Source organism: Neisseria sp. P0013.S005 (assembly GCF_051958425.1).
Classification (GTDB): Bacteria; Pseudomonadota; Gammaproteobacteria; order Burkholderiales; family Neisseriaceae; genus Neisseria; species Neisseria subflava.
The window spans coordinates 176,293-199,947 of sequence record NZ_JBQCVL010000005.1 but is presented as its reverse complement, the minus strand read 5'-3'; the positions used below and the strand labels follow the sequence as shown (position 1 = coordinate 199,947).

Sequence of the window (23,655 nt, the reverse complement as noted above, 5' to 3'; positions counted from 1 at the left end):
GCCAAATGGCTTGGCGGTGGTGCGGGGTGAGACGGGTGTTTTTGTGCATGTTCATGTTTCAGTATTCTCCTGGAAATGCTGTAAACAACGCTACTAGTTTCTACACGCTGGTCTAAATATCGATAAAGAAAAAAGGCCGTCTGAAAATTTTCAGACGGCCTTTCATCTAACTCACATTATTTAGCCAGTTCGGCACGCAGTTTGTGGGTTACGTTCATCATCACTTGGAGTTGTTCCAGAGTTTCTTTCCAGCCACGTGTTTTCAGGCCGCAGTCTGGGTTAACCCACAGACGTTCAACCGGTACAACCTCGATGGCTTTGCGCAACAGATGCTCAACTTCAGCTTCAGTCGGTACGCGTGGGCTGTGGATGTCGTAAACACCTGGGCCGATGTCGTTCGGGTATTTGAACTCGCCGAACGCAGTCAAGAGCTCCATGTCGGAACGTGAAGTTTCGATGGTGATGACGTCAGCGTCCATAGCGGCGATGGCAGGCAGGATATCGTTGAACTCAGAGTAGCACATATGAGTGTGGATTTGGGTGCTGTCTTCGCAACCGGTAGAGGACAGGCGGAAAGATTCGCCGGCCCAGTTCAGGTAGGCATCCCAATCGGCACGTTTCAAAGGCAGACCTTCGCGGATGGCAGGTTCGTCGATTTGGATGACTTTGATGCCTGCTTTTTCCAGATCCAATACTTCGTCGTTCAGAGCCAGTGCGATTTGTTTGCACACGGTAGAGCGAGGAATATCGTTGCGGACGAAAGACCATTGCAGAATGGTTACAGGGCCGGTCAACATGCCTTTCATCGGGCGTTTGGTCAGGCTTTGTGCGTAAGTAGACCAAGCCACGGTCATGGCTTCAGGACGGCTTACGTCACCGAAGATGATAGGTGGTTTAACGCAGCGTGAGCCGTAGCTTTGTACCCAGCCGTATTGGGTGAATGCAAAACCGCTCAACAGTTCGCCGAAGTATTCGACCATGTCGTTACGCTCGGCTTCGCCGTGTACCAGTACGTCCAAGTCCAGTTTTTCTTGCTCTTCAACCACCAAGGCGATTTCTTTTTTCATCGCGGCTTCGTAATCGGCGGCAGACAGTTCGCCTTTTTTGAAGGCTGCGCGTGCTTGGCGGATTTCGGTAGTTTGTGGGAAAGAACCGATGTTGGTAGTCGGCAGCAGAGGCAAGTTCAACCATGCTTGTTGCGCTTTGATACGGTCAGCAAATGGAGATTTGCGTTGGTCTGCGTTGGCAGGCAAATCGGCCAGGCGTTTGGCAACGTCTGCATGGTGGATTTCGCTGCTGTTGGCACGGGAGTCGGCAGCAGCTTGGCTGGCAGCCAGTTCTTCGGCAACAGAATCATGACCTTCGTTCAATGCAGCTTTCAGAACGCGCAATTCTTGGGTTTTTTGCAGGGTAAATGCCAACCAAGAGTACAGGTCAGGTTTGTTAGCTTTCAGTTTTTCTTCAACTGACAAGTCAAATGGAGTGTGCAGCAGAGAGCAAGAGCTGGAGATCCACAAACGGTCGCCCAGTTTGGCTTGCAGAGGCTCAACAGTTTCCAAAACTTTGTTCAGGTTAGCGCGCCAAATGTTGCGGCCGTCGATAACGCCGGCAGACAGAACTTTGTCGTAGTCAGCAAATGCGTCCAGCTGTTCAGGAGCGCGTACCAAGTCGATGTGCAGGCCGTCAACAGGCAGGGATTTCAGCAAAGCAGCGTGTTCGGCAACAGAACCGAAGTAAGTGCTCAACAGGATTTTGGCGCTTACTTTGCTCAAAGTAGCGTAAACGTCTTTGTATGCTTCTACCCATTCTTTAGGCAGGTCAACAGTCAAAGCAGGCTCGTCGATTTGAATCCACTCGGCACCGGCTTCAACCAAAGCAGTCAGGATTTCAACGTAAACAGGCAACAGTTTAGGCAACAGGCTCAGACGGTCGAATTCAACAGCGCCTTTTTCTTTACCAACCCACAGGAAAGTCAACGGACCCACAACGGTCGGTTTGGCTTTCAGGCCTAAAGCTTGGGCTTCTTGCAGTTGTTGAACGTAGTGTTTGGCGTTGGCTTTGAATTCGGTATCGGCGTGGAATTCAGGCACCAAGTAGTGGTAGTTGGTGTCGAACCATTTGGTCATTTCGATAGCGAATTGGTCTTTGTTACCACGGGCCAGTTGGAAGAATTGTTCCAAAGACAGATTTTGGCTGTCGAAGCCGAAACGGGCAGGGATGGCACCGGTGGCAACTTGCAGGTCGAGGATGTGGTCGTAGAAAGTGAAATCGCCTGCAGCAACGAAATCGGCGTTAGCCGCAGCTTGGTGTTTCCAGTTTTTCTCGCGCAAGTCTTTAGCAACAGCCAGCAATTCTTGCTCGCTGATTTCTTTGTGCCAGTATTTTTCTTGTGCGAATTTCAATTCGCGGAAGGCACCGACGCGCGGGAAGCCTGAAAAATGCAATGTTGTCATGTTAACTCTCCTGGTTGGAATTTTTAATCAGGCCGGTATGGCCTGAATGTTCGATATTGTAAATCAGAATGGGGAGGCCGTCTGTTTTATTAACGGGGACGTACACCCAAAATATGGCAGATGGCGTAAGTCAGTTCGCTGCGGTTGAGGGTGTAGAAGTGGAAGTCTTTGACACCTTCGCGAGAGAGGACTTTGACCATGTCGATGGCGATGCTGGCGGCAACAAGGTTGCGCGTGCCTTGGTCGTCATCCAAACCTTCGTACATTTTAGACAGCCAGCTTGGGATTTTGACGTTGGTCACTTGGGCCATTTTGGCCAATTGTTTGAAATTGGTTACAGGCAGGATGCCGGGAACGATTTCAACGTCAATGCCCATCATCACGCAACGGTCGCGGAAGCGCAGATAGCTTTCCACGTCAAAGAAGAATTGGGTGATAACGTGGTTTGCACCCGCATCGATTTTGCGTTTCAGATTGATCAAGTCCGCTTGAGCAGATTTGGCTTCCGGGTGTACCTCAGGATAGGCCGCTACGGAAATGTCGAAGTCGGCAACGGAGCGCAACAGTTTGACCAAATCTTCGGCATAGAAAGGTTTTTTCTCGTAGCCGGGCGGCTCGTCGCCACGCAGGGCAACGATGCGGCGGATACCGCTGTCCCAATAGTCTTTGGCAATTTGACGCAACTCGTCAGGGCTGGCATCGATACCGGTCAAGTGAGGGGCGGCTTCAAGGCCGGTTTCTTGTTTGATGCGTTTAACGATGCTGTGAGTGCGGTCGCGCTCGCCTGAGTTTGCACCGTAAGTTACGGAAACAAATTTCGGGTGCAGGGTTTGCAGGCGATGGATGGAATCCCACAGCATGGTTTCCATTTGTTCGTTTTTCGGCGGAAAAAATTCAAATGAAACATTGATGTCGCCTTTCAAATCGGAAAGGCTGTGATTTAATGCGTTAATTTCTCTAGCGTGATTCATGCTTATGCACCTTCTGCATATCTTTTATTTGTTGTCAGACTGCATAATAAATTTGAGGTCAGTATGAGTCAATTTCGAAATTTTCCGAAATTGTATGAATAGATTTAATAAAGACCTCAGGCCGTCTGAAAAACAGCCTGAGGTCTTGTTTGATGTAATGGAAGAAAGCTTATTCTGCTTCGTCTATCCATGCTTGTTGCACGGCTTCGAGAATACGCTCGCCGCAACGCGCCGGATCATCGTCAAATTCAGGCAAAGCCATAATCAGATCGCGCAGTTGGGTAAAGCGAACGGTTTTTGGGTCGATGCTGTCGCCGTGCAGGTCGTAGAGTTCTTCGGCGATGCGTTGGGTATCTGTCCATTTCATGACGTGCTCCTTTATTTGGTCTTTAGGCTGTTGGTGAACATTTTAATCAAGAAGTAGGCGGACTGCCAGAATGTTTTACTGTAGATGCGGATATAAATAATGCGGGTATTTTTTAACAAAATAGCATATTTGCGTTAAAATACAGCACGGCACTTAAAAAAACCACGGCACATTCGCTTTGAATTTGCCGTTTTATATATTTTATTCCGTTTTGAATGATGGTTTGCGCATGAATAATTTACATTATCCCAATGCAACCAAATCATCTAGAACGGCTCTTAATACGAAATCCATCACGTAAAAATAAAAGGAAAAAAGATGAATAACGCACTCAACGCCAAATTGTCCAAACTGATTTACGCGCTTGCTTCCGATGATCCGGAGTATCTGTCTAAAGCAGGCGCATTTGACCGTTTGCTGTTGTTGGTTCGCGAATTTTATCGGATGCTGGACGAAACAGAAGGTTTGAAGCAGCTGGTGTTTCGTCTGTATTACGGCAAGCATTATGGTTTGATTAAACTGGATGCCGCTTCACCCAATGACGATGCAGGCGCGTTGAGGCTGAAACGTTGGATGGTTTATTCGCGTATCGCAGAGCGTATCGAAAATTGCGGCAAGCATTTGTCGGTTGTGCTTGAAGATGCGGTGTTGGAAAATGGCGCGGACAAATCTCATTATATAGATGAAGCCAATGTCATTATCGAGCGTTTCGGTTTGGTAAGAGATGAGGCTGCACTTTCGGCCATCGAGGCAGAGGAAGCGTTGAAAACAGAGCAAGAGTTACAGGCGACAAGCGAGCCTCAAAAATCTGCTCCTAAGCATAACGGCAATCTGCATCAAATCAGAATTCAAGAAAAAATCGAAAATTATTCTGCTACTCAGAAAGTGGCTATGCAGATTTCCCGTATGCGTTTTATTTTCCCTCATATCAAATAATTTGCTGCATAACCAAAAGGCCGTCTGAAAACCATGAATTTGTGGTTTCAGACGGCCTTTTTCATTAAGCCTTGTTCTAGTGGTCTTCACGCGCATGGTTGATCGTATATTTGGGGATTTCTACGACCAAATCTTCATCGGCAACGACCGCCTGACAGCTCAAACGTGAATCGGCTTCCAAGCCCCATGCCTGGTCGAGCAGGTCTTCTTCCAATTCGGTCGGTTCTTCCAGGCTGTCAAAACCTTTGCGGATAATCACATGGCAGGTGGTGCAGGCGCAGGATTTTTCGCAGGCGTGATCGACTTCGATGTCATGGTCGAGCAGTACGTCAAGGACGGTTTGACCTTCGGGCGCATCTTCGATAACCGCGCCTTCAGGGCATAATGTCGCGTGTGGGAGTACGGTAATTTTTGGCATTTTTATTGTCTCGGTTGTTTAAGAGTGGTTGTGGTTAAAGCGGCTTCAGACGGCCTTGGATATTCAATATTCAGGCCGTCTGAAAAATGGGTTTATAACATGATGCCTTTACTTTTTAGGTTTTCCAAGCATTCATCTAAATAAGCATCATCGTGTTCGGCGTAAATGGGTGAAGAGGCTGTTTCGGCTTCATGTGCATGGTACGGTACCACCGCTTTGCCGCGATACAACGGGTCTTTCCATAAAACGTCAGGCTTGTAGCCGCGCTTTTCCATCTCTTCCATAATCAGTGCGTGATACAGATAGAGCTTGTAAGGCGAATGGGTGAAGACATAATTCACCGTCGCATGCGGCCTGCCCCAACCCGCCCCACGTAAAGCGGCGCATTCGCGGTGTTGCCCCAAAAGCTGGGCGCGGGGGAGTAGGGGGATAAGAGTTTGGTGCCAGAGTCTCATTGTGATTCAAATAATTTTGAGTAATCTTCGTAAGCTATCTTCAAATCCTTTTTTGAGTAGGTAGTATAAATGTGAAGACCATCTTCAATTTCAGTGGTTAGCTTTGATCCGCTTTTTCCAAAGTATTCGTCTTTATATAGACGGACTTTGGAGTTTTTGGGTTTATATGCATTTTCTGAAGAGATGAGATTTCTTAATATGAAAGGATTTTGTTGGTGCTTTTCCTTAATAAAGGAGATAAATGCACTTCTGTTTACTTCAAAGATTTTTTCTTGATGATGTTCTTTGACAGTTTTTTCAAAACCTAACTCTGCTATTTCATTTTTAGGAAATACAATTTCGCCTCTTAATGAGAGAAAAAGCCTTTTTACAAGATTTTCATCAATTGCAAAAAGCTCAGTTTCTCCTATTTGGCTTTTGCCGAAAATTTCATGAAGTAAGGTTTCTTTTTCTTTATAGTTGTCGGTTTTAATGGCTAGAATGCGTTCTAATCCGGCAACGTTTGCGTAGCCGTTGTTTTCCAAATGGCGCATTCTAATTTCAAAATTATTTTCGTCAGTAATACCAATCTTATATACACCTTTGATGACGGTTTTCATCAGGTAGACAATACCTGCTTTTTCCATTGTTGTCCTTTATTTTTATTTCTGTGAGATGACATCTTTTCAGACGGCCTTTTTATCAAAGGCCGTCTGAAACTATTCGTCATCGAATATTATCAACACTTTGTCCGGTAAGCGCACGTTGGATGTTGCGGTTCATGCGCTTGGCGGCGAAGTTGTCGGTGCTGTGGCTGAGTTTGGCGACGGCGGCACGGATGTTTTCGGCTTTGCCGTCTTTCAGACGGCCTTGCAAGTCGGCAATGTCTTGTTGAATCTGTTGCAATTCTTCGGCTTCCAATAAATCGCTATCCAATTCAAGAGCAGCGTTGACGGCATCGGTCAGGCTTTCGGCTTCGACTACGGCTTCGGCGCGTGCGCGTGCGGCCATGTCTTCGGCAGCGTTGCTCATGCTGTCTTTGAGCATTTGGGTAATGGTGCTGTCGTCCAAACCGTAGGAAGGTTTGACTTCGATTTGCGCCTGTACGCCGGTGCTTTGTTCTTGGGCAGAAACGGACAGCAAGCCGTCGGCGTCAACTTGGAAGGTAACGCGGATACGCGCCGCGCCTGCGGTCATGGGCGGAATACCGCGCAAGGTGAATTTGGCAAGGCTGCGGCAGTCGGAAACGAGTTCGCGCTCGCCTTGTACGACGTGTATCGTCATGGCGGTTTGACCGTCTTTGAAGGTGGTGAAGTCCTGCGCGCGCGCGGTGGGGATGGTGGAATTGCGCGGGATGATTTTTTCGGCGAGTCCGCCGTAGGTTTCCAAACCGAGTGACAAGGGGGTAACGTCCAGCAGCAGCCATTCGCCGTCGGTTTTGTTGCCGGCAAGGACGTTTGCCTGTATGGCGGCACCGAGTGCGACCACTTCGTCAGGATTGAGGTTGTTCAGCGGGGTTTGACCAAAGAATGTGGCAACTGCTTGTTGAACGTGCAACATACGGGTAGAGCCGCCAACCATAATCACGCCTTTGACATCCGCCTTGGTTACGCCAGCATCTTTCAAAGCCTGTTTGACTGGTTCGATGGTTTTTTGTACCAGATTTTGGGTCAGATTGTGAAACTCTTGGCGGGTAATGACGGTATGAATTTTATGGCCGTCTGAAAGCGTGGTTTCGATGATGGCTTCGGTTTGAGTGGTCAGTTTTTCTTTGGCGGTACGAACAAGGGAAAGCAGAAGTTGGCTGTCTTGTTCGTTGAGTTTGGAAAGGTCGTTTTGTTCGAGCAAGTAGCAGAATAAGCGATGGTCGAAGTCATCGCCGCCCAATGCGCTGTTGCCGCCGGTAGCTTTAACCTCAAACAGACCTTTGGTCAGTTGCAATACGGATACGTCGAATGTGCCACCGCCTAAGTCGTAAACGACAAACGTGCCTTCTGAGGCGTTGTCCAGTCCGTAGGCGATTGCGGCGGCAGTCGGTTCGTTGAGGAGGCGCAAGACATTCAAGCCTGCCAAGCGCGCGGCATCTTTGGTAGCTTGACGTTGGGCATCGTCAAAATAAGCGGGTACGGTAATGACGGCACCGACCAAATCGCCGCCCAATGTTTCTTCAGCACGCAATTTGAGGGCTTTGAGGATTTCTGCCGATACTTCGATAGGCGTTTTCGCGCCTTGACGGGTGTTTAACTCGACCACGCGCTCATTGGGTGTAAATCGATAGGGCAGGTATTGCGCCTCTTGTGCGAGGTCGGTAAGGGTGCGGCCGATTAAACGTTTGGCGGAGCTGATTGTATTTAGCGGATCGGTTTTTTGGGCGGAAAGGGCATTTTTGCCGACTTCAACTTCGCCATCCAAATAACGGACAACCGAAGGCAGGGTGGCGCGGCCGTCTGAATCGGGCAGGCAGACTGCGCTGCCGCTGCGGACGGTGGCAACCAAGCTATTGGTTGTGCCTAAATCAATGCCTACGGCGAGGCGGTGTTGATGGGGGGCGGCGGACATGCCGGGTTCTGAAATCTGCAAAAGAGCCATGATTGTGTGCCTTCTGATGCTGTATTTATTAGGATGGAGCAGATTTTAGCAGATTTTTGGCAGATAGTTGAGTGGTTTGCTAGGAAATAACCATAAGGCCTAATGTTGTTTTTTAATTGAAAAGAAAGTGGATTTTGAATTCAGACTTGTATTTTTTAAGAAATGCGGATAAAATTCAGCCTCTTTGCCTTGCCTTTTACTTCGCATGGTGAAAGGCTGTTTTTAATCATCCATAAGGAGATAACATGCGTCATTACGAGATCGTGTTTATCGTTCATCCTGATCAAAGCGAGCAAGTGCCTGCTATGGTTGAGCGTTACAAAACCATGATTACTGAAGCCAGCGGTAAAATCCACCGTTTGGAAGACTGGGGCCGTCGTCAATTGGCTTACCCAATCAACAAAATCCACAAAGCACACTATGTCTTGATGAATATCGAAACTACTCCTGAAGTGGTTGAAGAGCTGGAAACTGCTTTCCGCTTCAATGATGCCGTACTGCGTCACCTGACCATCAAAACAAAACACGCTGTAACTGAAGCTTCCCCAATGCTGGGCGGCGAAAAAGCAAAAAACTTGCTGAACGGTGCAGCTGAAGAAGTTGCAGCAGCCGAATAAGATTGAACAATCTGATTAAGCTTACCGCCCGTATCTTGCAGGTTCAGCCTTTGAGATATACGCCGGCAGGAGTTCCTGTTTTAGATGTTGTGTTGCAACATGAGTCTTGGCAGGAAGAAAACGGACAGAAATGTCTGGTCAAGTTTGAAATTCCTGCGCGGATTTTAGGTAAGCAGGCTAAGGAATGGCAGTATCGGCAAGATGCTATCATCGAGTCGGAAGGATTTTTGGCGCAACGCAGCCAACGCTTCCCCAAGCCGGTACTACGCATACAGAACATTAAAGAATATAAAGGTTAAACGACAATGGCTCGTCAATCATTCAAACGTAGAAAATTCTGCCGCTTTACGGCTGAAAAAATCCAAGAAGTTGATTACAAACAAGTTGATTTGTTGAAAGACTTCATCTCTGAAAACGGCAAAATCATCCCTGCCCGCATTACTGGTACTAAAGCACACTACCAACGTCAGTTGGCTACTGCTGTGAAACGTGCCCGTTTCCTGGCTCTGTTGCCTTACACCGATCAACACAAATAATTTTGGAGTTTAAATCATGCAAATTATTCTGTTAGAAAAAATCGGCGGTCTGGGTAACTTGGGTGACATCGTTACCGTTAAAAACGGTTACGCACGCAACTTCCTGATCCCTGCCGGTAAAGCAAAACGTGCAACCGAAGCCAACATGAAAGAATTCGAAGCACGTCGCGCTGAATTGGAAGTCAAACAAGCTGAAATCTTGGCTGATGCTAAAGCACGTCAAGAAAAACTGGAAGGCCAAACCATTACTGTTGCTCAAAAAGCCGGTGTTGATGGTCGTCTGTTCGGTTCTGTTACCAATGCCGACATCGCTGAAGCGATTGTTGCTGCCGGTATCCAAGCTGCTAAAGCAAACGTACGTCTGCCTAACGGTCCTTTGAAAGCTGTTGGCGAATACGAAGTTGAAGTGGCTCTGCACACTGACGCTGTTGCTAAAATTACCGTTGCTGTTGTTGCAGTCGCTGAGTAATTGATTCATTCAAGGCCGTCTGAAAATCAAGGGTTTCCTTGGATTTCAGACGGCCTTGTCTATGTGCTTGAGCCGAAGCAAATTGGTGCCGAGTTTCTATATTTTTTGGCTGATTAAAAAGTATGGCAGTTGGCATAGAGAGATGATGTGTTGGACGAATATTCTTTCGTATTCGGATTTATCATAGTATTTAATAAAGAGATTATTTATGAATAAAATCAAAATCTTTGGGATGGGTCTGGCTGCTTTGGCTCTAGCTTCATGTAGTACCCCGCAAAAGCCTGCTGTTGATACGGCAAAACCGGTTGAGCCTGTTTCCTCTGCAAAACGCCCTGTATTTGATGCTGCGGCTGAATCTGTTGCCAGCAGCGGCTTTAATGAAAACGTCAACGTTCAGCAGTTTATCCAATATGAAGTAAAAAACCGCCGGTTCAGTGCGGAAGAGTTGCGTAATTTCTTTAATGGCGTGGTGTATAAAGGCAATATCATTACCATTATATACCGTCCAAGCACTTCGCGTCCTTGGTATGAATTCCGCACCGGTAACTCTGGTGCAGCCAAATTTAATGGCGGCAGACAATTCTATGCGGCAAATCGTGCCGTAATCGATGATGTGGCACGCAAATACGGCGTACCTGCCGAATTGATTGTGGCGATTCTCGGTATTGAAACCAATTATGGTAAAAATACAGGCAGCTTCCGCGTTGCCGATGCCTTGAGTACATTGGCCTTTGATTATCCACGCCGTGCCGAGTTCTTCCAAAACGAGTTGAGCGAACTTTTGCAGATGGCAAAAGAAGAAAAAGAAAATGTCTTTGACTTCAAAGGCAGCTATGCCGGTGCGATGGGTATGCCGCAATTTATGCCTTCAAGCTACCGTAAATGGGCGGTAGACTATGATGGTGATGGTCATCGCGATATTTGGAATAATGTCGGCGATGTGGCGGCTTCTGTTGCCAATTATATGAAACAGCATGGCTGGCAGACCGGCAGTAAGATGGTTGTGCCGGTAAATCTGACGATTACTCCGCACTTGCAGGCGATTATCGATGAGAAAACAGCTTTGACACGCACTGTCGCAGATTTCAAAGCTTTGGGTGTCGTGCCTCAAGCTGCTGTTGCGGATAATGAAAAGGCTGTATTGTATGCTTTGGAGACCAGCCCGGGCGTATTTGAATACTATTTGGGCCTGAATAACTTCTACACAGTATGGCAATACAACCACAGCCGCATGTATGTAACAGCGGTACGCGATATTGCGAATGCAATCAATAACAATGGACTGTAAGCTATAAGAAAACCACCCGTTTGGGTGGTTTTTAAATATTGAGGATTTGTAAGGGGGTTAAGCCATCAGTCTGATTTTCATGGCGTAACGTTTTTTACTATGCCCTGAAACAAATTGTCCGCCTCGGGCAGGGGATAAAAATGCATTGCCTTCTGCGGTTGGTTCTGCACAAGTATATTGGCCGTTTCGATCGCTCCAAAGGGCATACACAGGCAGATTGTGGGTGCGGATATCCAGTTTCAAGCCGTCAAATGCAACGTGTGCATCCTGGTCGGAGGAAACAAATTCGGTATGTGAGATATAGTCGGCATTGTATGGTGCGCCGTTGAAATTAAATTGTGTGCCGACGGCGGTAAAGTAGGGGTGGAATCCCGGAGAAGTGCGGACGGGTGATTCACCGTAATTGCAGACGGTTAGGATGGCGATAGCTTCATTTTCGTTAGGCAGGCTGTAATCAAGCAACCATTCGACGTGTTCATAGCCTTTTTCTGTTCTGATTAATTTTAAGCCGATATCCGATTCATTTTGATGGCGGATTTCCCAGTCTGAAGTTCTGCCGAAACCATGTTGGGCCAGATGATTTTTACTGTCCGGTCCGAATTGGGGTAAACAGACATGCATACCGCCGCGTAATTTTGTGTCATCACCCACTTGAACGCTGGTTTTCGGAAATAAGACTTTCCGCCCTTTTAGAATCAGGGAATCAATATATCCGCCCATCGTATTGACTTGCATAGTGGCTGATTGTTTACGTAGTATGATTTCAGACATAATGATTTGAGCTTCAAATTGTTTATTATTTATGTAGGATTCTAACATTGTAATGACATGCTGTCGCCGTAGCCTTGATAGAAAATCCTTAATAAAAATCAAAAAAATGCTAGAATATATGCCATTTTCTGAGGCCGTCTGAAGAGCGGATAATTCTTTTCAGACGGCCTTCCGATTTATTTCCCGTAGAGAAACAACATGGCTTATCAAGTTCTTGCACGAAAATGGCGTCCGAAAACCTTTGCCGATTTGGTCGGTCAGGAACACGTCGTCAAAGCCCTGCGCAACGCGCTGGACGAAGGCCGTCTGCACCATGCCTATCTGCTGACAGGAACGCGCGGTGTGGGTAAGACCACGATTGCCAGGATTTTGGCCAAGAGCTTGAACTGCGAAAATGCCGTGCATGGCGAGCCATGCGGTCAATGTGAAAGCTGTACGCAAATCGACAGCGGCCGTTATGTGGATTTATTGGAAATCGACGCGGCATCGAATACAGGTATCGACAATATCCGCGAAGTGTTGGAAAACGCCCAATATGCGCCGACTGCGGGTAAATACAAAGTCTATATCATCGACGAAGTGCATATGCTTTCCAAAAGCGCGTTCAATGCCATGCTGAAGACTTTGGAAGAGCCGCCTGAGCACGTTAAATTCATTTTGGCGACCACTGATCCGCACAAAGTCCCCATTACTGTATTGAGCCGCTGTTTGCAGTTTGTGTTGCGCAACATGACAACCCAACAGGTTGCCGAGCATTTGGCACATGTCCTGGACCGTGAAAATGTACCTTATCAGCCACAGGCTTTGCAGCTTTTGGGACGTGCCGCCGCCGGCTCGATGCGCGATGCGTTGAGTCTTTTGGATCAGGCGATTGCCATGGGTTCGGGTAAAGTGGCCGAACAAGATGTCCGTCAGATGATTGGAGCGGTCGATAAACAATACTTGTTTGAATTGCTTGAAGGAATCATCAATCAAAACGGTGAGGCCTTGCTGGAAAAAGCTCAGGAAATGTCCGCCAGAGCGATTGGTTTTGACAGCGCATTGGCAGAATTGGCCATGCTGTTGCAACGTTTGGCTTTGATTCAAACCATTCCTTCCGCCTTAGCGAATGACGACCCTGAACGTGAAACTTTGCTGCGATTAAGTCAGGCTTTGAGTGGCGAGCAGATTCAGCTTTATTATCAATGTGCTATTCATGGTAAACAGGATTTGCCGCTTGCTCCGGACGAGTATGCCGGTTTTGTCATGACGCTTTTACGCATGCTTGCATTTGCGCCGTTGGCCGCTTCGAGTTGCGATACGCAAAGTCAGATTGAACACACGGATTTGCATTCCGGCCATCAGAAAGCTGAGGCCGAAAAAAAGCCTTTTCAGCTGCCGAAATCTGAGCCGATAGCAGCACCGGCGGTTGAGAAAGAGGCTGTTCCGACCAAACAGGATATCGTTGAAAGGCCGTCTGAAGAAACTATTCAGTCTGTTCAACAACAGGCGGATGTACCGCCTTGGGAGGAAATGCCGAGCCAAGTATCGGACGAAACGCCTCAAACACAAACGGCGCAGATACAAGAAACTGCGGAGACATTGCCTGTTGCAAAAGTTCAGACGGCCCCCGCGCCGGAAGAATATCCGCACATGGATGAGGAAATTCCGCCTCCGTATTTTGATGAAGCATATACATATGAAGATTCACACCATGCTGATGTGATGGAAGTGCCACAGCCGGTTGCGTCTGCTGAGCCTGAAGAAGAGGAGGGAGATGAAGAAGAGCTTCAGTTCGCTCCTTTGCCTGAGTTTAGAACTGAGAATTGGCACAGTATTATCGAACGCTTTGCCCGTAAATTAGGCGCAGCGCAGATGTTGGCGCAAAATGCGGCATGGACAAGTTATGATGCAGAAGCAGGTTTAATCATGCTGTCGTTGACGGATGAGGCCAAAGCCACTGCCAATAAAGAGCGACTGGATAAAATCTGCCAGACGTTGAGCGAGGCATACCATCTTGGCAATTTAAGGCTGCAAACCGAGCCTTGGCAGGATGATAAAGGCTGGGAAACACCGGTTATGCGCCGTAAACGTATTCAAGAAGAAGGGCGGCAGCAGGCGCAAGATTTGCTGGAAGCAGATACAACGGCGCAGAAAATCTTACAAACCTTTGAAGCACAATGGCTGCCGGATTCTTTAGAATTGGCAGGGCATTCTTAAAATACCGATATACAAGGCCGTCTGAAAGGCAAGAGCGTTTTTCAGACGGCATGAGTGAAACCCATTTATTCAAACCCATAGGAGTAAAACATGTTCGGAAAAGCCGGATTAGGCGGCCTGATGAAACAGGCTCAGCAAATGCAGGAAAACATGAAAAAGGCACAAGCCAAGCTGGCTGAAACTGAAGTTGAAGGCGAAGCAGGCAATGGTTTGGTAAAAGTTGTGATGACGTGTTCGCACGTTGTCCGCAAACTTGAAATCAGCCCTGATTTGATTCAAGAGGCCGCAGACGACAAAGAGATGCTGGAAGATTTGGTATTGGCCGCCATCAATGCCGCTTCTGAAAAAGCCGAAGAAACGACCAATAAAACCATGGGTGCATTTACCCAAGGCCTGCCAGCAGGCATGGGCGATTTCTTCCGCTAAACCCGCGCCGCAAAGCAAACAAAGGTCGTCTGAAACGCCAAAAATCAGTTTCAGACGGCCTTCGTATTATCTGTTTTGCAGATTGAAATCAACATATCGGCAGTTATTCCGCCGCAGGCATATTGAGTGTTTATTGCATTCAAATCTGCTCAATCAATATTAAAAACCAATCGATACACCAAACAAAATGAAACCGTCCCTTCTCATCCGCTCACTTCTTTTAAGTTGTATGTTTACCGCAGCAAGCGCAAACAGCTTTGCCGCCGCAACCATCATTATTTCTCCGGATAAACAGTTCAGCGTTAAAAAAGTCTGCAACCACAAAACCAAAGAATGCTCTTTCTTTGCAGGCAAAAAAGCCATCGAGAAAAATCTTCCCGAAGACAGGACTAGCCATAAGTGGCTTGGCAATACCTTCGTATTAAGGACTAGCTTCGGGTCGTATGATTCCTACACCACCTTCGCCGACCGTACCCACAAGCCCCATACGCTTTCCTCCGTCATCGCCACCGACAGCAAAACGCAATGCGCCGTGACAGCAGATAATAAAGGCGTGTCGTTCTACTCGCTGTTCCGCGACAAACCTGTCAAATTCATTGCTGCAAACGACAAAAAATTCGGCTTCCTCCAAGATGTTGCCACGCTGGAATCCGTCGTCGAAGCAGAATTTAAAGGCAAGAAAATCCGCATGACGTATATGAACAAAGCCGAACGCAATGTCTCGGTCGTTTTAGACAATCCGTGTGTGAAATGATGTACCAAGCTTGATGGACAAGGCCGTCTGAAAAAATGTCGTTCATTCAAAAAACGAAACAGCCTGAAACCTGACTGAAAAAAGGTTTCGGGCTGTTTGCGCCTGTTCGCCAAACGAAGCGGGTAGGGCGCAAGGCGTGCCAGTTTGGCAGATAGAGGCCTTTGCAAAGGTCTTATGAGGATTCAGGGCTTTCTTTGGGAAAGAACGATCGTTCCTGATTGATGTAAAAAAGCCTGAACAGAAGTTCAGGCTTTTAAAATTTGGCTCCCCGACCTGGGCTCGAACCAGGGACCTGCGGATTAACAGTCCGTCGCTCTACCGACTGAGCTATCGGGGAATGGGGCGTATTATAATGGCTGGAAAAAATGTGTCAATCAATATTTTTAAGAAAATGGTACAAAATATTTCAAATGTTTGAATGTTAAAAATATTTTGTAATCAAGTTTCACATGCTTTCCAGCCGTTTCAGACAGCCTTTAGTATTTGGCGTTAACCAATTTGCCGTTTTGGAACACTTGCTGCTGCATTACCGTACCGTTGTAGGCGTAAGTGGTTAACGAGCCGTTGCTTGGCGTGGCGCGGAACTGCATCAGTTGGTTACGGCTGAGGACGTAGGGGTCCGTGCGTTTTTGGCTGTTGTCGCTGTAAAAGTCTTGGACGACATATTCGTTGTTGCGTTTGCTGATCAGTTGGCGATGGAAGCCGCCTTTGACTGCGCTGTTGCTGGGTGTGCCGTGCGCATCAAAATAGGTTACGATTTGTTCTTCTGTGATGCGGATGCCGTCCGAATCTGTGTCTTTGGTGGTTTTGGTTTTGTCCAAGCCGACAGGGATGTTGATGGATGTACCCAAGCCGACGTGGCGGCCGATGCTGGTGCCGACGCCTAAGCCGACGGAAACGCCGGGTGTGCCGACTGTACATGCGCTGAGTGAAGCGGCCAAAAGGGCAGGTAAGAGAACTTTTTTCATAATGTGTATCCTTGTAATAAGAAATGTTTGTAATGTGGGAAGTATAGTATTTTTGCGGGGTGGCTGGTGTTAGTATTGGTAAAAGGGCGCAATGCCGTCTGAAAAACAAGATAGAAACGGATATATCATTCTGGTGTAGAATGTGCCGAAATAATGATTTAATAAGAATGTGAATGAATAATGAAAACTTTGAAATTTACGAAGATGCACGGCTTGGGCAATGATTTTATGGTGGTCAATTCCATTAATCAGGACTTTGATCCGTTGGCTGCGCCGCTTGCCCAATGGGCGGACCGTTATCGCGGCGTGGGTTTTGATCAGTTTTTGGTAGTGGAGAAGCCTTCTTCTGATGCGGTCGATTTTCGGTACCGCATTTTCAATGCCGATGGTCGGGAAGTAGAACAGTGCGGCAATGGCGCGCGTTGTTTTGCGCGTTTTGTCGCGGATAAGGGTTTGACGGATAAAACGGAAATTTTGGTCGAAACGGCCAAAGGGATTATTGTGCCGAAGCTGTTGGATAACGGTTTGGTTACCGTCAATATGGGTAAACCGCGTTTCATGCCGTCTGAAATTCCGTTTGTGCCTGCATATGGTGAAAATGAAGATGCGCTGACACATATTATCTTGGTCGGTTTGGAATCTGTACCGGTAAGCTGCGTGAATATGGGTAATCCGCATGCGGTGATTTTGGTTGATGATGTTGAAACCGCACCGGTGGAGCATTGGGGCGGCGCTATTGAATCGCACGAGCAGTTTCCTGAACGGGTTAATGTCGGCTTTTTGCAGGTTGAAGATGAGTTGTCAGTCCGCCTGCGCGTGTTTGAACGCGGGGTGGGGGAAACTCAGGCTTGCGGTACCGGAGCGTGTGCGGCTGTGGTGGCCGGTGTGCGCAATGGCTTGCTAAAATCGGGTGTGCCTGTGCGTGTTACTCTGCCTGGCGGCGAATTGTTTATCAGTTGGGAAGAAGGTGGCGATGTGCAAATGACCGGCCCTGCTGAAACCGTTTTTGAAGGCGAGTTGCAGTATTCATGATGGTTTCTTTGGATTTTTGGTTTGCCGTCGCGTATGCTGCGGTATCGTTGGCGTTTATTTTTCGCGCGCAGCGGTTTCAATGGCTTTGGGCTGCGGTGTTGTTGTGGCTGGGAATTTCCGCACTGGGCGCGCGCTTGTTGCCCGGAATGTGGGGCTTTACGCATACAGGCCCTTTGTTCATCCCTCATTTTTATCTGACAATCGCCAGTGTTTTTTTCTTTATTGATAATTGCAGTAAAACGGAAGACAAAAAGTTTTGGTCGGCAGGCGAATATGCCGGTTTAACCTTATTTGCGGTTTCTAATGTCGTCATGACTTTGGCTTTTGTTTTCTTGGTAGGCGTGGTTTATTTCATCTTGCCATTGGCAGGCGCGGTTTTTGCATGGGCGGCCTTGCTGAAAATTTATGCCTTGAAACCGATTTATTGGTTTGTTTTGCAGGGCGTGTTGATGCTGGTGTTTTATCTGCACCGCGTTGTCGTGTGCAGGCAGTCGGCGGCTTTGTTTAGTGCCACTCAGCTGCAAATGGGTTGGCTGGTTGCGGTTGTCATGCAGGCTGTGGTTGCCATGGCTTTGATTTTTGAACGGGGCGGATATTAATTTATCCAAACCAAAAGTTATAACGAAAGAAATTTTCGGTATTGGTTTTTCAGACGGCCTGAGTTTAATATGCAGGCTATATCACATTTAAATCTGGAGCAGGAAATGAAAATTGCAAATAATATTACCGAGCTGATCGGCAATACACCTTTGGTGAAATTGAACCGTCTGACCGAAGGTTTGAAAGCGCAAATCGCTGTTAAACTTGAATTTTTCAATCCGGGCAGCAGCGTGAAAGACCGTATTGCCGAAGCCATGATTGAAGCGGCGGAGCAGGCTGGTAAAATCAATAAAGATACCGTTATCGTTGAGGCGACCAGCGGTAATACCGGTATCGGTTTGGCAATGGTGTGTGCGGCCCGCGGTTATAAGTTGGCGATTACTATGCCTGAAAGCATGAGTAAAGAACGCAAAATGCTGTTGCGTGCATTCGGTGCAGAGCTGATTTTGACACCGGCAGCCGAAGGTATGGCAGGCGCTATCGCTAAAGCCCAGTCTTTAGTGGACGAGCATCCAGATACTTACTTTATGCCGCGCCAATTTGATAACGAGGCTAACCCTGAAGTTCACCGCAAAACCACTGCCGAAGAAATTTGGCGTGATACAGACGGCCAAGTCGATATTTTCGTGGCCGGTGTGGGTACAGGCGGCACGATTACCGGCGTAGGTGAAGTATTGAAAAAACACAAACCCGAAGTTCAAATCGTGGCTGTTGAGCCTGAAGCTTCCCCGGTATTGAGTGGTGGTGAAAAAGGCCCGCATCCGATTCAAGGTTTGGGCGCAGGCTTTATCCCCAGCGTTTTGAATACGACTATTTACGACAGCATTGTCAAAGCACCTAACGAAGCAGCGTTTGAAACTGCGCGCGCTATGGCTGAGAAAGAGGGCATTCTGGTAGGTATTTCTTCCGGTGCCGCAGTATGGAGCGCATTGCAACTGGCTAAAAAACCTGAAAACGAAGGCAAGCTGATTGTTGTCTTGTTGCCATCGTATGGCGAACGCTATCTTTCTACGCCTCTGTTTGCCGATTTGGCATAATATAGGATTGTTGTTAAAAGGCCGTTTTCAGACGGCCTTTTTTGCGTATGGGCTTGAGATATCGTATGAAATCTGTTGTAATTCAGTTAATGAGCTTTGAATACCGTTATTCAAAAGTTGGTTTCTTCAACGAATCATGCTTATAATGCGCATTATGAAAAAATACATTCTTCCTATCCTTGCTGTGGCGGCACTTGCCGGTTGTGAATCGATTTATGTTCCAACATTGAAAGAAGTGCCAGTTCGACCAACCAACGTCAAGAAACCTAAGGCTGATTCACAAGTTTCAGCTACCAGTTATCATTTGGCTCCTTCGCATTGGGCAGATGTTTCCAAGATTCATGATGAAGCACGTCGCTTGAGTACCCAAGTGAGCCAAGGTAGTCTGACCAAAGTTCAGGCTGCCCAATATTTGAACCGCTTCCGTATCCAACAAGTGGGACGCAACTCCGTCGATGACAGTATGTACGAAGTTTATCTGCGTTCTGCCGTTGACAGCCAACGTGGTGAAATTACTACCGAGCAATCCAAACAGTACATTCAAGGTGCTTTGCGCGGTTGGCAGCAACGTTGGAAAAACATGGATACCAAGCCAAGCAATCCTGCGTTTACCAACTTCCTGATGGAAGTTATGGGTATGCAGCCTTTGAAATAAAAAAGTCATAAACCGAGAAGGCCGTCTGAATATTCAGACGGCCTTCTTCTCATATTTATATATGTGTAGTCGAATTGTATCCAATTAAGAACCAAACAGCTTGTCAGCCGCTTGACGGGCTTTTTCTTGAATATCTTCGGTCAGATAGTTTTTCATCTGAGAATAAACCAATGCAATGACGGCAATGTCGTCACTGAAACCAAATGGAATCAGCAGGTCGGGAATGCTGTCGATGGGGCTGAGAAAATAAACCAGTGCACCGACAATAATCATTTTGGCCCGTTTGGGCGTGTGTTCGGATTCCCAAAGGTAATAAAGTGCATAAAGCTGTCGGACGACAGGTTTGCCTAGGCGGCCGGCAAAGCGTCCGAGTTTTTTCATAAAACCGGATGTGTCCAAGTTTCGACGGCGGAAGGAGGGGATATAGTCTTCCTGATCGGGTGTGTTTTGATGAGGGGAGTGTGTCATGATGCAGCTTCCTTATAAGGTATGGAAACATTGTTGGTGTTGTGCTGTATTTTAGTCCATCTAGAGATGGATGAAATGTCTTTGAATGTATAACTATGTAAGAGTAGTGATGATAATGCAATCGTAATAAGTTAAGAATGGCTTATGCCGCAGCAATCAAATCACTACTGCTTACCCACAAAAATAAATCGATTATATGGAGTAATCATGAATAAGAGAATAAAAATATGTCCCGCTTGTCAACAAGGCTATCTCTACCATTCAAAACCTAAATATCTTCATGATGAAATTATTCTGTGTGATGAATGCGATGCAGTATGGCTCAAAGGAGTGAATATATTTTATGGAGAATATGAAAAAGATTTTTATTCTTATGTTCCTTTCATGGAATCCCAAGGTATAACGGATGAATGTATCTGGGAAGGAGAGCTGTTCGATCATCCATATTATGAAGATGAAAACTCAAATGATATGGATTGATAGAAACTTTATATAGTGGATTAAATTTAAATCAGGACAAGGCGACGAAGCCGCAGACAGTACAGATAGTACGGAACCGATTCACTTGGTGCTTCAGAACCTTAGAAAATCGTTCTCTTTGAGCTAAGGCGAGGCAACGCCGTACTGGTTTAAAGTTAATCCACTATATCTTTTCAGACGGCCTTGTCCATCAAATTTGGCACATTATTTCACACACGGATTGTCTAAAAAACCGAGACATTGCGTTCGGCTTTGTTCATATACGTCATGTGGACTTTCTTGCCTTTGAACTCTGCTTCAACGACAGATTCCTTTGTAAAGATTAGGTATCAAGAGTGAGAATTTATCTCACAATAGATACAATTCTCAAATAATAATGATGTTATCGTAAGTGCTTTGATGGGGAGATGGCTTAATTGCAGGAAAGTAACAAAAAAGGCTAGCCACGCAAAAAAAAATCTAAGAATGATTGTTTGATTTTATTAGTCTTTTGGTAAAAATCATTAGAGCATTCATAAATTGCACTGTTCAAAATGAGATAAAACAGGTAAATTATGGTTTATGTAGCTTATTGTAGTGCTGAGCTATAGGTTTTGAGCTGATAATAAATCTAGAGGAACTGACCATGTCCGCCAAATCACGCCCGGTATTTTTGGAAATTCCGAATATCCGATTGCCCATACCGGGGATTGTATCTATTCTTCACCGTATCAGCGGCGTCGGCTTGTTTGTGATGCTGCCTGTTCTCTTGTATTTCTTCTCTGGAACGCTGGATCGCGAAGCGTCGTTTGAAGCATATCGTTCTGCTATCTCCAATCCGTTTGTGAAGCTGATCCTTATCGGTCTGTTGTGGGCATATCTGCACCACTTTTTCGCCGGTATCCGCTTTCTGTTTTTGGATGTACACAAAGGCTTGGAATTAAATACTGCCCGTGCTACTGCTAAAGTTGTATTTGCTTCTGCTTTGATTCTGACTGTCGTTTTGGGAGCTTTGTTATGGTAGAACGTAAATTGACAGGTGCGCATTACGGTTTGCGCGATTGGGCAATGCAACGTGCAACTGCGGTCATCATGTTGGTGTATACCGTGGTTCTTTTGGTTGTTTTGTTTACGTTGCCTAAAGAATATTCGGCATGGCAGGCATTTTTTGATCAGACTTGGGTGAAAGTATTTACCCAAGTGAGCTTCTTGGCCGTATTCCTGCATGCATGGGTAGGTATCCGCGATTTGTGGATGGACTACATTAAGCCTTTCGGCCTGCGTTTGTTTTTACAAGTTGCCACCATCGTTTGGTTGGTAGGCTGCTTGGTGTATTCAGTTAAAGTAATTTGGGGGTAAATATGGGTTTTCCTGTTCGCAAGTTTGATGCCGTGATTGTTGGCGGTGGTGGTGCAGGTTTACGCGCAGCCCTCCAATTGTCTAAATCCGGCCTGAATTGTGCTGTTTTGTCTAAAGTGTTTCCAACCCGTTCTCATACTGTAGCGGCTCAAGGCGGTATTTCTGCTTCATTGGGTAATGTGCAGGAAGACCGTTGGGATTGGCACATGTACGATACCGTGAAAGGTTCCGACTGGCTGGGCGACCAAGATGCGATTGAGTTTATGTGTCGCGCCGCGCCTGAAGCGGTGATTGAGTTGGAACACATGGGTATGCCTTTTGACCGTGTCGAAAGCGGCAAAATTTATCAGCGTCCTTTTGGCGGTCATACTGCCGAACACGGCAAGCGCGCGGTAGAACGTGCCTGCGCGGTTGCCGACCGTACCGGTCATGCGATGCTGCATACCCTGTATCAACAAAACGTCCGTGCCAATACGCAATTCTTTGTGGAATGGACGGCGCAAGATTTGATTCGTGATGAAGATGGCGACGTCGTCGGTGTAACCGCCATGGAAATGGAAACCGGCGAAGTTTATATTTTTCACGCTAAAGCCGTGATGTTTGCTACCGGTGGCGGCGGTCGTATTTATGCTTCTTCTACCAATGCTTATATGAATACCGGTGATGGTTTGGGTATTTGTGCCCGTGCGGGTATTCCGTTGGAAGATATGGAATTCTGGCAATTCCACCCGACCGGTGTAGCCGGTGCCGGTGTATTGATTACCGAGGGTGTACGCGGTGAGGGCGGTATTCTGCTGAATGCCGACGGCGAACGCTTTATGGAACGTTACGCTCCGACTGTAAAAGACTTGGCTTCCCGTGACGTGGTTTCCCGTGCGATGGCGATGGAAATTTACGAAGGTCGCGGTTGTGGTAAAAACAAAGACCACGTTTTGCTGAAAATCGACCATATCGGCGCAGAAAAAATTATGGAAAAACTGCCGGGCATCCGCGAGATTTCCATTCAGTTTGCCGGTATCGACCCGATTAAAGACCCGATTCCTGTTGTGCCGACTACTCACTATATGATGGGCGGTATTCCGACCAACTATCATGGCGAAGTTGTCGTTCCGCAAGGTGAGGATTACGAAGTACCTGTAAAAGGTCTGTATGCAGCAGGTGAGTGCGCTTGTGCTTCCGTACACGGTGCAAACCGCTTGGGTACTAACTCCCTGTTGGACTTGGTGGTATTCGGTAAAGCTGCCGGCGACAGCATGATTAAATTCATCAAAGAGCAAAGCGACTGGAAACCTCTGCCTGCTAATGCCGGTGAGTTGACCCGCCAACGTATCGAGCGTTTGGACAATCAAACCGATGGTGAAAACGTTGATGCATTGCGTCGCGAACTGCAACGCTCCGTACAACTGCACGCCGGTGTGTTCCGTACCGATGAGATTCTGAGCAAAGGCGTTCGAGAAATCATGGCGATTGCCGAGCGCGTGAAACGTACTGAAATCAAAGACAAGAGCAAAGTGTGGAATACCGCGCGTATCGAAGCTTTGGAATTGGATAATCTGATTGAAGTAGCGAAAGCGACTTTGGTGTCCGCCGAAGCGCGTAAAGAATCCCGCGGCGCACATGCTTCAGACGACCATCCTGAGCGCGATGACGAAAACTGGATGAAACATACCCTGTATCATTCAGATACCAATACTTTGTCTTACAAACCGGTACATACCAAGCCTTTGAGCGTGGAATACATCAAACCGGCTAAACGCGTTTATTGATGAGTTTTCAGACGGCCTTTATCTTAAAGGCCGTCTGAAACCTAACCATACCCACATTGAACTGCTCGAATTCATAATACAAA

Annotated in this window: 27 protein-coding genes and 1 tRNA gene; 17 read left to right on the top strand and 11 right to left on the bottom strand. The window is 47.0% G+C overall.

Going from position 1 to position 23,655, the window contains the following annotated elements:
- Positions 1-176: 176 nt before the first annotated feature.
- The 3 genes from metE to iscX form a co-directional block, all read right to left on the bottom strand.
- Positions 177-2,453, bottom strand: a complete 2,277-nt coding sequence (metE, locus tag ACTHTA_RS07160) for a 5-methyltetrahydropteroyltriglutamate--homocysteine S-methyltransferase (protein ID WP_308887974.1) — start codon at positions 2,451-2,453, stop codon at positions 177-179.
- 89 nt (positions 2,454-2,542) lie between these two features.
- Complete coding sequence (metF, locus tag ACTHTA_RS07155; protein ID WP_003682095.1) at positions 2,543-3,424, bottom strand: methylenetetrahydrofolate reductase; 882 nt, start codon at positions 3,422-3,424, stop codon at positions 2,543-2,545.
- Positions 3,425-3,593: 169 nt separating this feature from the next.
- Complete coding sequence (gene iscX / locus ACTHTA_RS07150; protein ID WP_003682097.1) at positions 3,594-3,791, bottom strand: Fe-S cluster assembly protein IscX; 198 nt, start codon at positions 3,789-3,791, stop codon at positions 3,594-3,596.
- A 318-nt stretch (positions 3,792-4,109) separates the two neighbouring features.
- Here iscX and ACTHTA_RS07145 point away from each other — a divergent pair, with 318 nt between their 5' ends.
- Positions 4,110-4,727, top strand: a complete 618-nt coding sequence (locus ACTHTA_RS07145; protein ID WP_308887976.1) for a hypothetical protein — start codon at positions 4,110-4,112, stop codon at positions 4,725-4,727.
- Positions 4,728-4,803: 76 nt separating this feature from the next.
- Here the strand turns inward: ACTHTA_RS07145 and fdx are convergent, their stop codons facing one another.
- The 4 genes from fdx to hscA all read right to left on the bottom strand — a co-directional run bounded on the left by fdx (position 4,804) and on the right by hscA (position 8,168).
- Complete coding sequence (gene fdx / locus ACTHTA_RS07140; protein ID WP_003686005.1) at positions 4,804-5,145, bottom strand: ISC system 2Fe-2S type ferredoxin; 342 nt, start codon at positions 5,143-5,145, stop codon at positions 4,804-4,806.
- 92 nt (positions 5,146-5,237) lie between these two features.
- The gene (locus tag ACTHTA_RS07135) at positions 5,238-5,600 is read right to left on the bottom strand and encodes a TIGR02328 family protein (RefSeq protein WP_308887977.1); all 363 of its coding nucleotides are present in this window, start codon (positions 5,598-5,600) and stop codon (positions 5,238-5,240) included.
- Positions 5,597-6,226, bottom strand: a complete 630-nt coding sequence (locus ACTHTA_RS07130) for a GIY-YIG nuclease family protein (protein ID WP_308887978.1) — start codon at positions 6,224-6,226, stop codon at positions 5,597-5,599. The genes ACTHTA_RS07135 and ACTHTA_RS07130 overlap by 4 nt, the downstream gene beginning before the upstream one ends.
- A gap of 79 nt (positions 6,227-6,305) precedes the next feature.
- Entirely contained in the window at positions 6,306-8,168 is a 1,863-nt protein-coding gene (gene hscA, locus ACTHTA_RS07125; RefSeq protein WP_308887979.1) for a Fe-S protein assembly chaperone HscA, read from the bottom strand.
- Positions 8,169-8,413: 245 nt separating this feature from the next.
- Between hscA and rpsF the strand changes: the two genes are divergently transcribed.
- The 5 genes from rpsF (at position 8,414) to mltB (ending at position 11,078) form a co-directional block, all read left to right on the top strand.
- The gene (gene rpsF / locus ACTHTA_RS07120) at positions 8,414-8,785 is read left to right on the top strand and encodes a 30S ribosomal protein S6 (RefSeq protein WP_003686150.1); all 372 of its coding nucleotides are present in this window, start codon (positions 8,414-8,416) and stop codon (positions 8,783-8,785) included.
- Positions 8,782-9,084, top strand: a complete 303-nt coding sequence (gene priB, locus ACTHTA_RS07115) for a primosomal replication protein N (RefSeq protein WP_308888006.1) — start codon at positions 8,782-8,784, stop codon at positions 9,082-9,084. The genes rpsF and priB overlap by 4 nt, the downstream gene beginning before the upstream one ends.
- A 6-nt stretch (positions 9,085-9,090) precedes the next feature.
- Positions 9,091-9,321, top strand: coding sequence for a 30S ribosomal protein S18 (rpsR, locus tag ACTHTA_RS07110; RefSeq protein WP_003678863.1), 231 nt, complete (start codon positions 9,091-9,093; stop codon positions 9,319-9,321).
- Positions 9,322-9,337: 16 nt separating this feature from the next.
- Positions 9,338-9,790, top strand: a complete 453-nt coding sequence (gene rplI, locus ACTHTA_RS07105; protein ID WP_308887980.1) for a 50S ribosomal protein L9 — start codon at positions 9,338-9,340, stop codon at positions 9,788-9,790.
- Between the two features lie 208 nt (positions 9,791-9,998).
- Complete coding sequence (gene mltB / locus ACTHTA_RS07100) at positions 9,999-11,078, top strand: lytic murein transglycosylase B (protein WP_308887981.1); 1,080 nt, start codon at positions 9,999-10,001, stop codon at positions 11,076-11,078.
- A gap of 57 nt (positions 11,079-11,135) precedes the next feature.
- Here mltB and ACTHTA_RS07095 read toward each other — a convergent pair whose 3' ends face one another.
- Positions 11,136-11,849, bottom strand: a complete 714-nt coding sequence (locus tag ACTHTA_RS07095; protein WP_308887982.1) for an aldose epimerase family protein — start codon at positions 11,847-11,849, stop codon at positions 11,136-11,138.
- A gap of 198 nt (positions 11,850-12,047) precedes the next feature.
- Between ACTHTA_RS07095 and dnaX the strand changes: the two genes are divergently transcribed.
- The 3 genes from dnaX (at position 12,048) to ACTHTA_RS07080 (ending at position 15,228) form a co-directional block, all read left to right on the top strand.
- A complete protein-coding gene (gene dnaX, locus ACTHTA_RS07090) occupies positions 12,048-14,048 on the top strand; it encodes a DNA polymerase III subunit gamma/tau (RefSeq protein ID WP_308887983.1) in 2,001 nt (666 codons plus the stop codon).
- Positions 14,049-14,138: 90 nt separating this feature from the next.
- Positions 14,139-14,474: a YbaB/EbfC family nucleoid-associated protein gene (locus tag ACTHTA_RS07085; RefSeq protein ID WP_003678854.1), complete on the top strand. Its 336-nt coding sequence runs from the start codon at positions 14,139-14,141 to the stop codon at positions 14,472-14,474.
- 187 nt (positions 14,475-14,661) lie between these two features.
- The gene (locus tag ACTHTA_RS07080; RefSeq protein WP_308887984.1) at positions 14,662-15,228 is read left to right on the top strand and encodes a hypothetical protein; all 567 of its coding nucleotides are present in this window, start codon (positions 14,662-14,664) and stop codon (positions 15,226-15,228) included.
- 261 nt (positions 15,229-15,489) lie between these two features.
- Here the strand turns inward: ACTHTA_RS07080 and ACTHTA_RS07075 are convergent.
- Together ACTHTA_RS07075 and ACTHTA_RS07070 are read right to left on the bottom strand one after the other, a co-directional pair.
- Positions 15,490-15,565, bottom strand: a tRNA-Asn gene (locus ACTHTA_RS07075).
- A 139-nt stretch (positions 15,566-15,704) separates the two neighbouring features.
- Entirely contained in the window at positions 15,705-16,196 is a 492-nt protein-coding gene (locus ACTHTA_RS07070) for a NemA protein (protein ID WP_070589975.1), read from the bottom strand.
- A 180-nt stretch (positions 16,197-16,376) separates the two neighbouring features.
- Here ACTHTA_RS07070 and dapF point away from each other — a divergent pair, with 180 nt between their 5' ends.
- The 4 genes from dapF to ACTHTA_RS07050 all read left to right on the top strand — a co-directional run bounded on the left by dapF (position 16,377) and on the right by ACTHTA_RS07050 (position 19,520).
- Positions 16,377-17,228: a diaminopimelate epimerase gene (dapF, locus tag ACTHTA_RS07065; RefSeq protein WP_308887985.1), complete on the top strand. Its 852-nt coding sequence runs from the start codon at positions 16,377-16,379 to the stop codon at positions 17,226-17,228.
- Positions 17,225-17,827, top strand: coding sequence for a hypothetical protein (locus ACTHTA_RS07060; protein WP_154954284.1), 603 nt, complete (start codon positions 17,225-17,227; stop codon positions 17,825-17,827). Before dapF ends, ACTHTA_RS07060 begins: the two co-directional genes overlap by 4 nt.
- Before the next feature lie 105 nt (positions 17,828-17,932).
- Positions 17,933-18,865 (top strand): cysteine synthase A, encoded by a 933-nt coding sequence (cysK, locus tag ACTHTA_RS07055; protein WP_152333334.1) that lies wholly within the window; start codon positions 17,933-17,935, stop codon positions 18,863-18,865.
- A 154-nt stretch (positions 18,866-19,019) separates the two neighbouring features.
- Positions 19,020-19,520: a membrane lipoprotein lipid attachment site-containing protein gene (locus ACTHTA_RS07050; RefSeq protein WP_372510598.1), complete on the top strand. Its 501-nt coding sequence runs from the start codon at positions 19,020-19,022 to the stop codon at positions 19,518-19,520.
- An 84-nt stretch (positions 19,521-19,604) separates the two neighbouring features.
- Here the strand turns inward: ACTHTA_RS07050 and ACTHTA_RS07045 are convergent, their stop codons facing one another.
- Positions 19,605-19,988, bottom strand: a complete 384-nt coding sequence (locus ACTHTA_RS07045; protein WP_308887986.1) for a YkvA family protein — start codon at positions 19,986-19,988, stop codon at positions 19,605-19,607.
- Positions 19,989-20,195: 207 nt separating this feature from the next.
- On the opposite strand from ACTHTA_RS07045, the gene ACTHTA_RS07040 reads away from it, so the two are divergent.
- The 4 genes from ACTHTA_RS07040 to sdhA all read left to right on the top strand — a co-directional run bounded on the left by ACTHTA_RS07040 (position 20,196) and on the right by sdhA (position 23,572).
- A complete protein-coding gene (locus ACTHTA_RS07040) occupies positions 20,196-20,468 on the top strand; it encodes a hypothetical protein (RefSeq protein WP_003686206.1) in 273 nt (90 codons plus the stop codon).
- A gap of 625 nt (positions 20,469-21,093) precedes the next feature.
- Positions 21,094-21,471, top strand: coding sequence for a succinate dehydrogenase, cytochrome b556 subunit (sdhC, locus tag ACTHTA_RS07035; protein ID WP_003686156.1), 378 nt, complete (start codon positions 21,094-21,096; stop codon positions 21,469-21,471).
- Complete coding sequence (sdhD, locus tag ACTHTA_RS07030; protein ID WP_003678837.1) at positions 21,465-21,806, top strand: succinate dehydrogenase, hydrophobic membrane anchor protein; 342 nt, start codon at positions 21,465-21,467, stop codon at positions 21,804-21,806. Before sdhC ends, sdhD begins: the two co-directional genes overlap by 7 nt.
- A 2-nt stretch (positions 21,807-21,808) precedes the next feature.
- A complete protein-coding gene (gene sdhA / locus ACTHTA_RS07025) occupies positions 21,809-23,572 on the top strand; it encodes a succinate dehydrogenase flavoprotein subunit (protein WP_308887987.1) in 1,764 nt (587 codons plus the stop codon).
- Positions 23,573-23,655 lie beyond the last annotated feature (83 nt).

What these genes read in the sequence shown, in the direction of transcription:
- metE (WP_308887974.1), bottom strand. Translation starts at nt 2,453, where the DNA reads ATGACAACATTGCATTTTTCAGGCTTCCCGCGCGTCGGTGCCTTCCGC.
- metF (WP_003682095.1), bottom strand. Translation starts at nt 3,424, where the DNA reads ATGAATCACGCTAGAGAAATTAACGCATTAAATCACAGCCTTTCCGAT.
- iscX (WP_003682097.1), bottom strand. Translation starts at nt 3,791, where the DNA reads ATGAAATGGACAGATACCCAACGCATCGCCGAAGAACTCTACGACCTG.
- ACTHTA_RS07145 (WP_308887976.1), top strand. Translation starts at nt 4,110, where the DNA reads ATGAATAACGCACTCAACGCCAAATTGTCCAAACTGATTTACGCGCTT.
- fdx (WP_003686005.1), bottom strand. Translation starts at nt 5,145, where the DNA reads ATGCCAAAAATTACCGTACTCCCACACGCGACATTATGCCCTGAAGGC.
- ACTHTA_RS07135 (WP_308887977.1), bottom strand. Translation starts at nt 5,600, where the DNA reads ATGAGACTCTGGCACCAAACTCTTATCCCCCTACTCCCCCGCGCCCAG.
- ACTHTA_RS07130 (WP_308887978.1), bottom strand. Translation starts at nt 6,226, where the DNA reads ATGGAAAAAGCAGGTATTGTCTACCTGATGAAAACCGTCATCAAAGGT.
- hscA (WP_308887979.1), bottom strand. Translation starts at nt 8,168, where the DNA reads ATGGCTCTTTTGCAGATTTCAGAACCCGGCATGTCCGCCGCCCCCCAT.
- rpsF (WP_003686150.1), top strand. Translation starts at nt 8,414, where the DNA reads ATGCGTCATTACGAGATCGTGTTTATCGTTCATCCTGATCAAAGCGAG.
- rpsR (WP_003678863.1), top strand. Translation starts at nt 9,091, where the DNA reads ATGGCTCGTCAATCATTCAAACGTAGAAAATTCTGCCGCTTTACGGCT.
- rplI (WP_308887980.1), top strand. Translation starts at nt 9,338, where the DNA reads ATGCAAATTATTCTGTTAGAAAAAATCGGCGGTCTGGGTAACTTGGGT.
- mltB (WP_308887981.1), top strand. Translation starts at nt 9,999, where the DNA reads ATGAATAAAATCAAAATCTTTGGGATGGGTCTGGCTGCTTTGGCTCTA.
- ACTHTA_RS07095 (WP_308887982.1), bottom strand. Translation starts at nt 11,849, where the DNA reads ATGTCTGAAATCATACTACGTAAACAATCAGCCACTATGCAAGTCAAT.
- dnaX (WP_308887983.1), top strand. Translation starts at nt 12,048, where the DNA reads ATGGCTTATCAAGTTCTTGCACGAAAATGGCGTCCGAAAACCTTTGCC.
- ACTHTA_RS07085 (WP_003678854.1), top strand. Translation starts at nt 14,139, where the DNA reads ATGTTCGGAAAAGCCGGATTAGGCGGCCTGATGAAACAGGCTCAGCAA.
- ACTHTA_RS07080 (WP_308887984.1), top strand. Translation starts at nt 14,662, where the DNA reads ATGAAACCGTCCCTTCTCATCCGCTCACTTCTTTTAAGTTGTATGTTT.
- ACTHTA_RS07070 (WP_070589975.1), bottom strand. Translation starts at nt 16,196, where the DNA reads ATGAAAAAAGTTCTCTTACCTGCCCTTTTGGCCGCTTCACTCAGCGCA.
- dapF (WP_308887985.1), top strand. Translation starts at nt 16,377, where the DNA reads ATGAAAACTTTGAAATTTACGAAGATGCACGGCTTGGGCAATGATTTT.
- ACTHTA_RS07060 (WP_154954284.1), top strand. Translation starts at nt 17,225, where the DNA reads ATGATGGTTTCTTTGGATTTTTGGTTTGCCGTCGCGTATGCTGCGGTA.
- cysK (WP_152333334.1), top strand. Translation starts at nt 17,933, where the DNA reads ATGAAAATTGCAAATAATATTACCGAGCTGATCGGCAATACACCTTTG.
- ACTHTA_RS07050 (WP_372510598.1), top strand. Translation starts at nt 19,020, where the DNA reads ATGAAAAAATACATTCTTCCTATCCTTGCTGTGGCGGCACTTGCCGGT.
- ACTHTA_RS07045 (WP_308887986.1), bottom strand. Translation starts at nt 19,988, where the DNA reads ATGACACACTCCCCTCATCAAAACACACCCGATCAGGAAGACTATATC.
- ACTHTA_RS07040 (WP_003686206.1), top strand. Translation starts at nt 20,196, where the DNA reads ATGAATAAGAGAATAAAAATATGTCCCGCTTGTCAACAAGGCTATCTC.
- sdhC (WP_003686156.1), top strand. Translation starts at nt 21,094, where the DNA reads ATGTCCGCCAAATCACGCCCGGTATTTTTGGAAATTCCGAATATCCGA.
- sdhD (WP_003678837.1), top strand. Translation starts at nt 21,465, where the DNA reads ATGGTAGAACGTAAATTGACAGGTGCGCATTACGGTTTGCGCGATTGG.
- sdhA (WP_308887987.1), top strand. Translation starts at nt 21,809, where the DNA reads ATGGGTTTTCCTGTTCGCAAGTTTGATGCCGTGATTGTTGGCGGTGGT.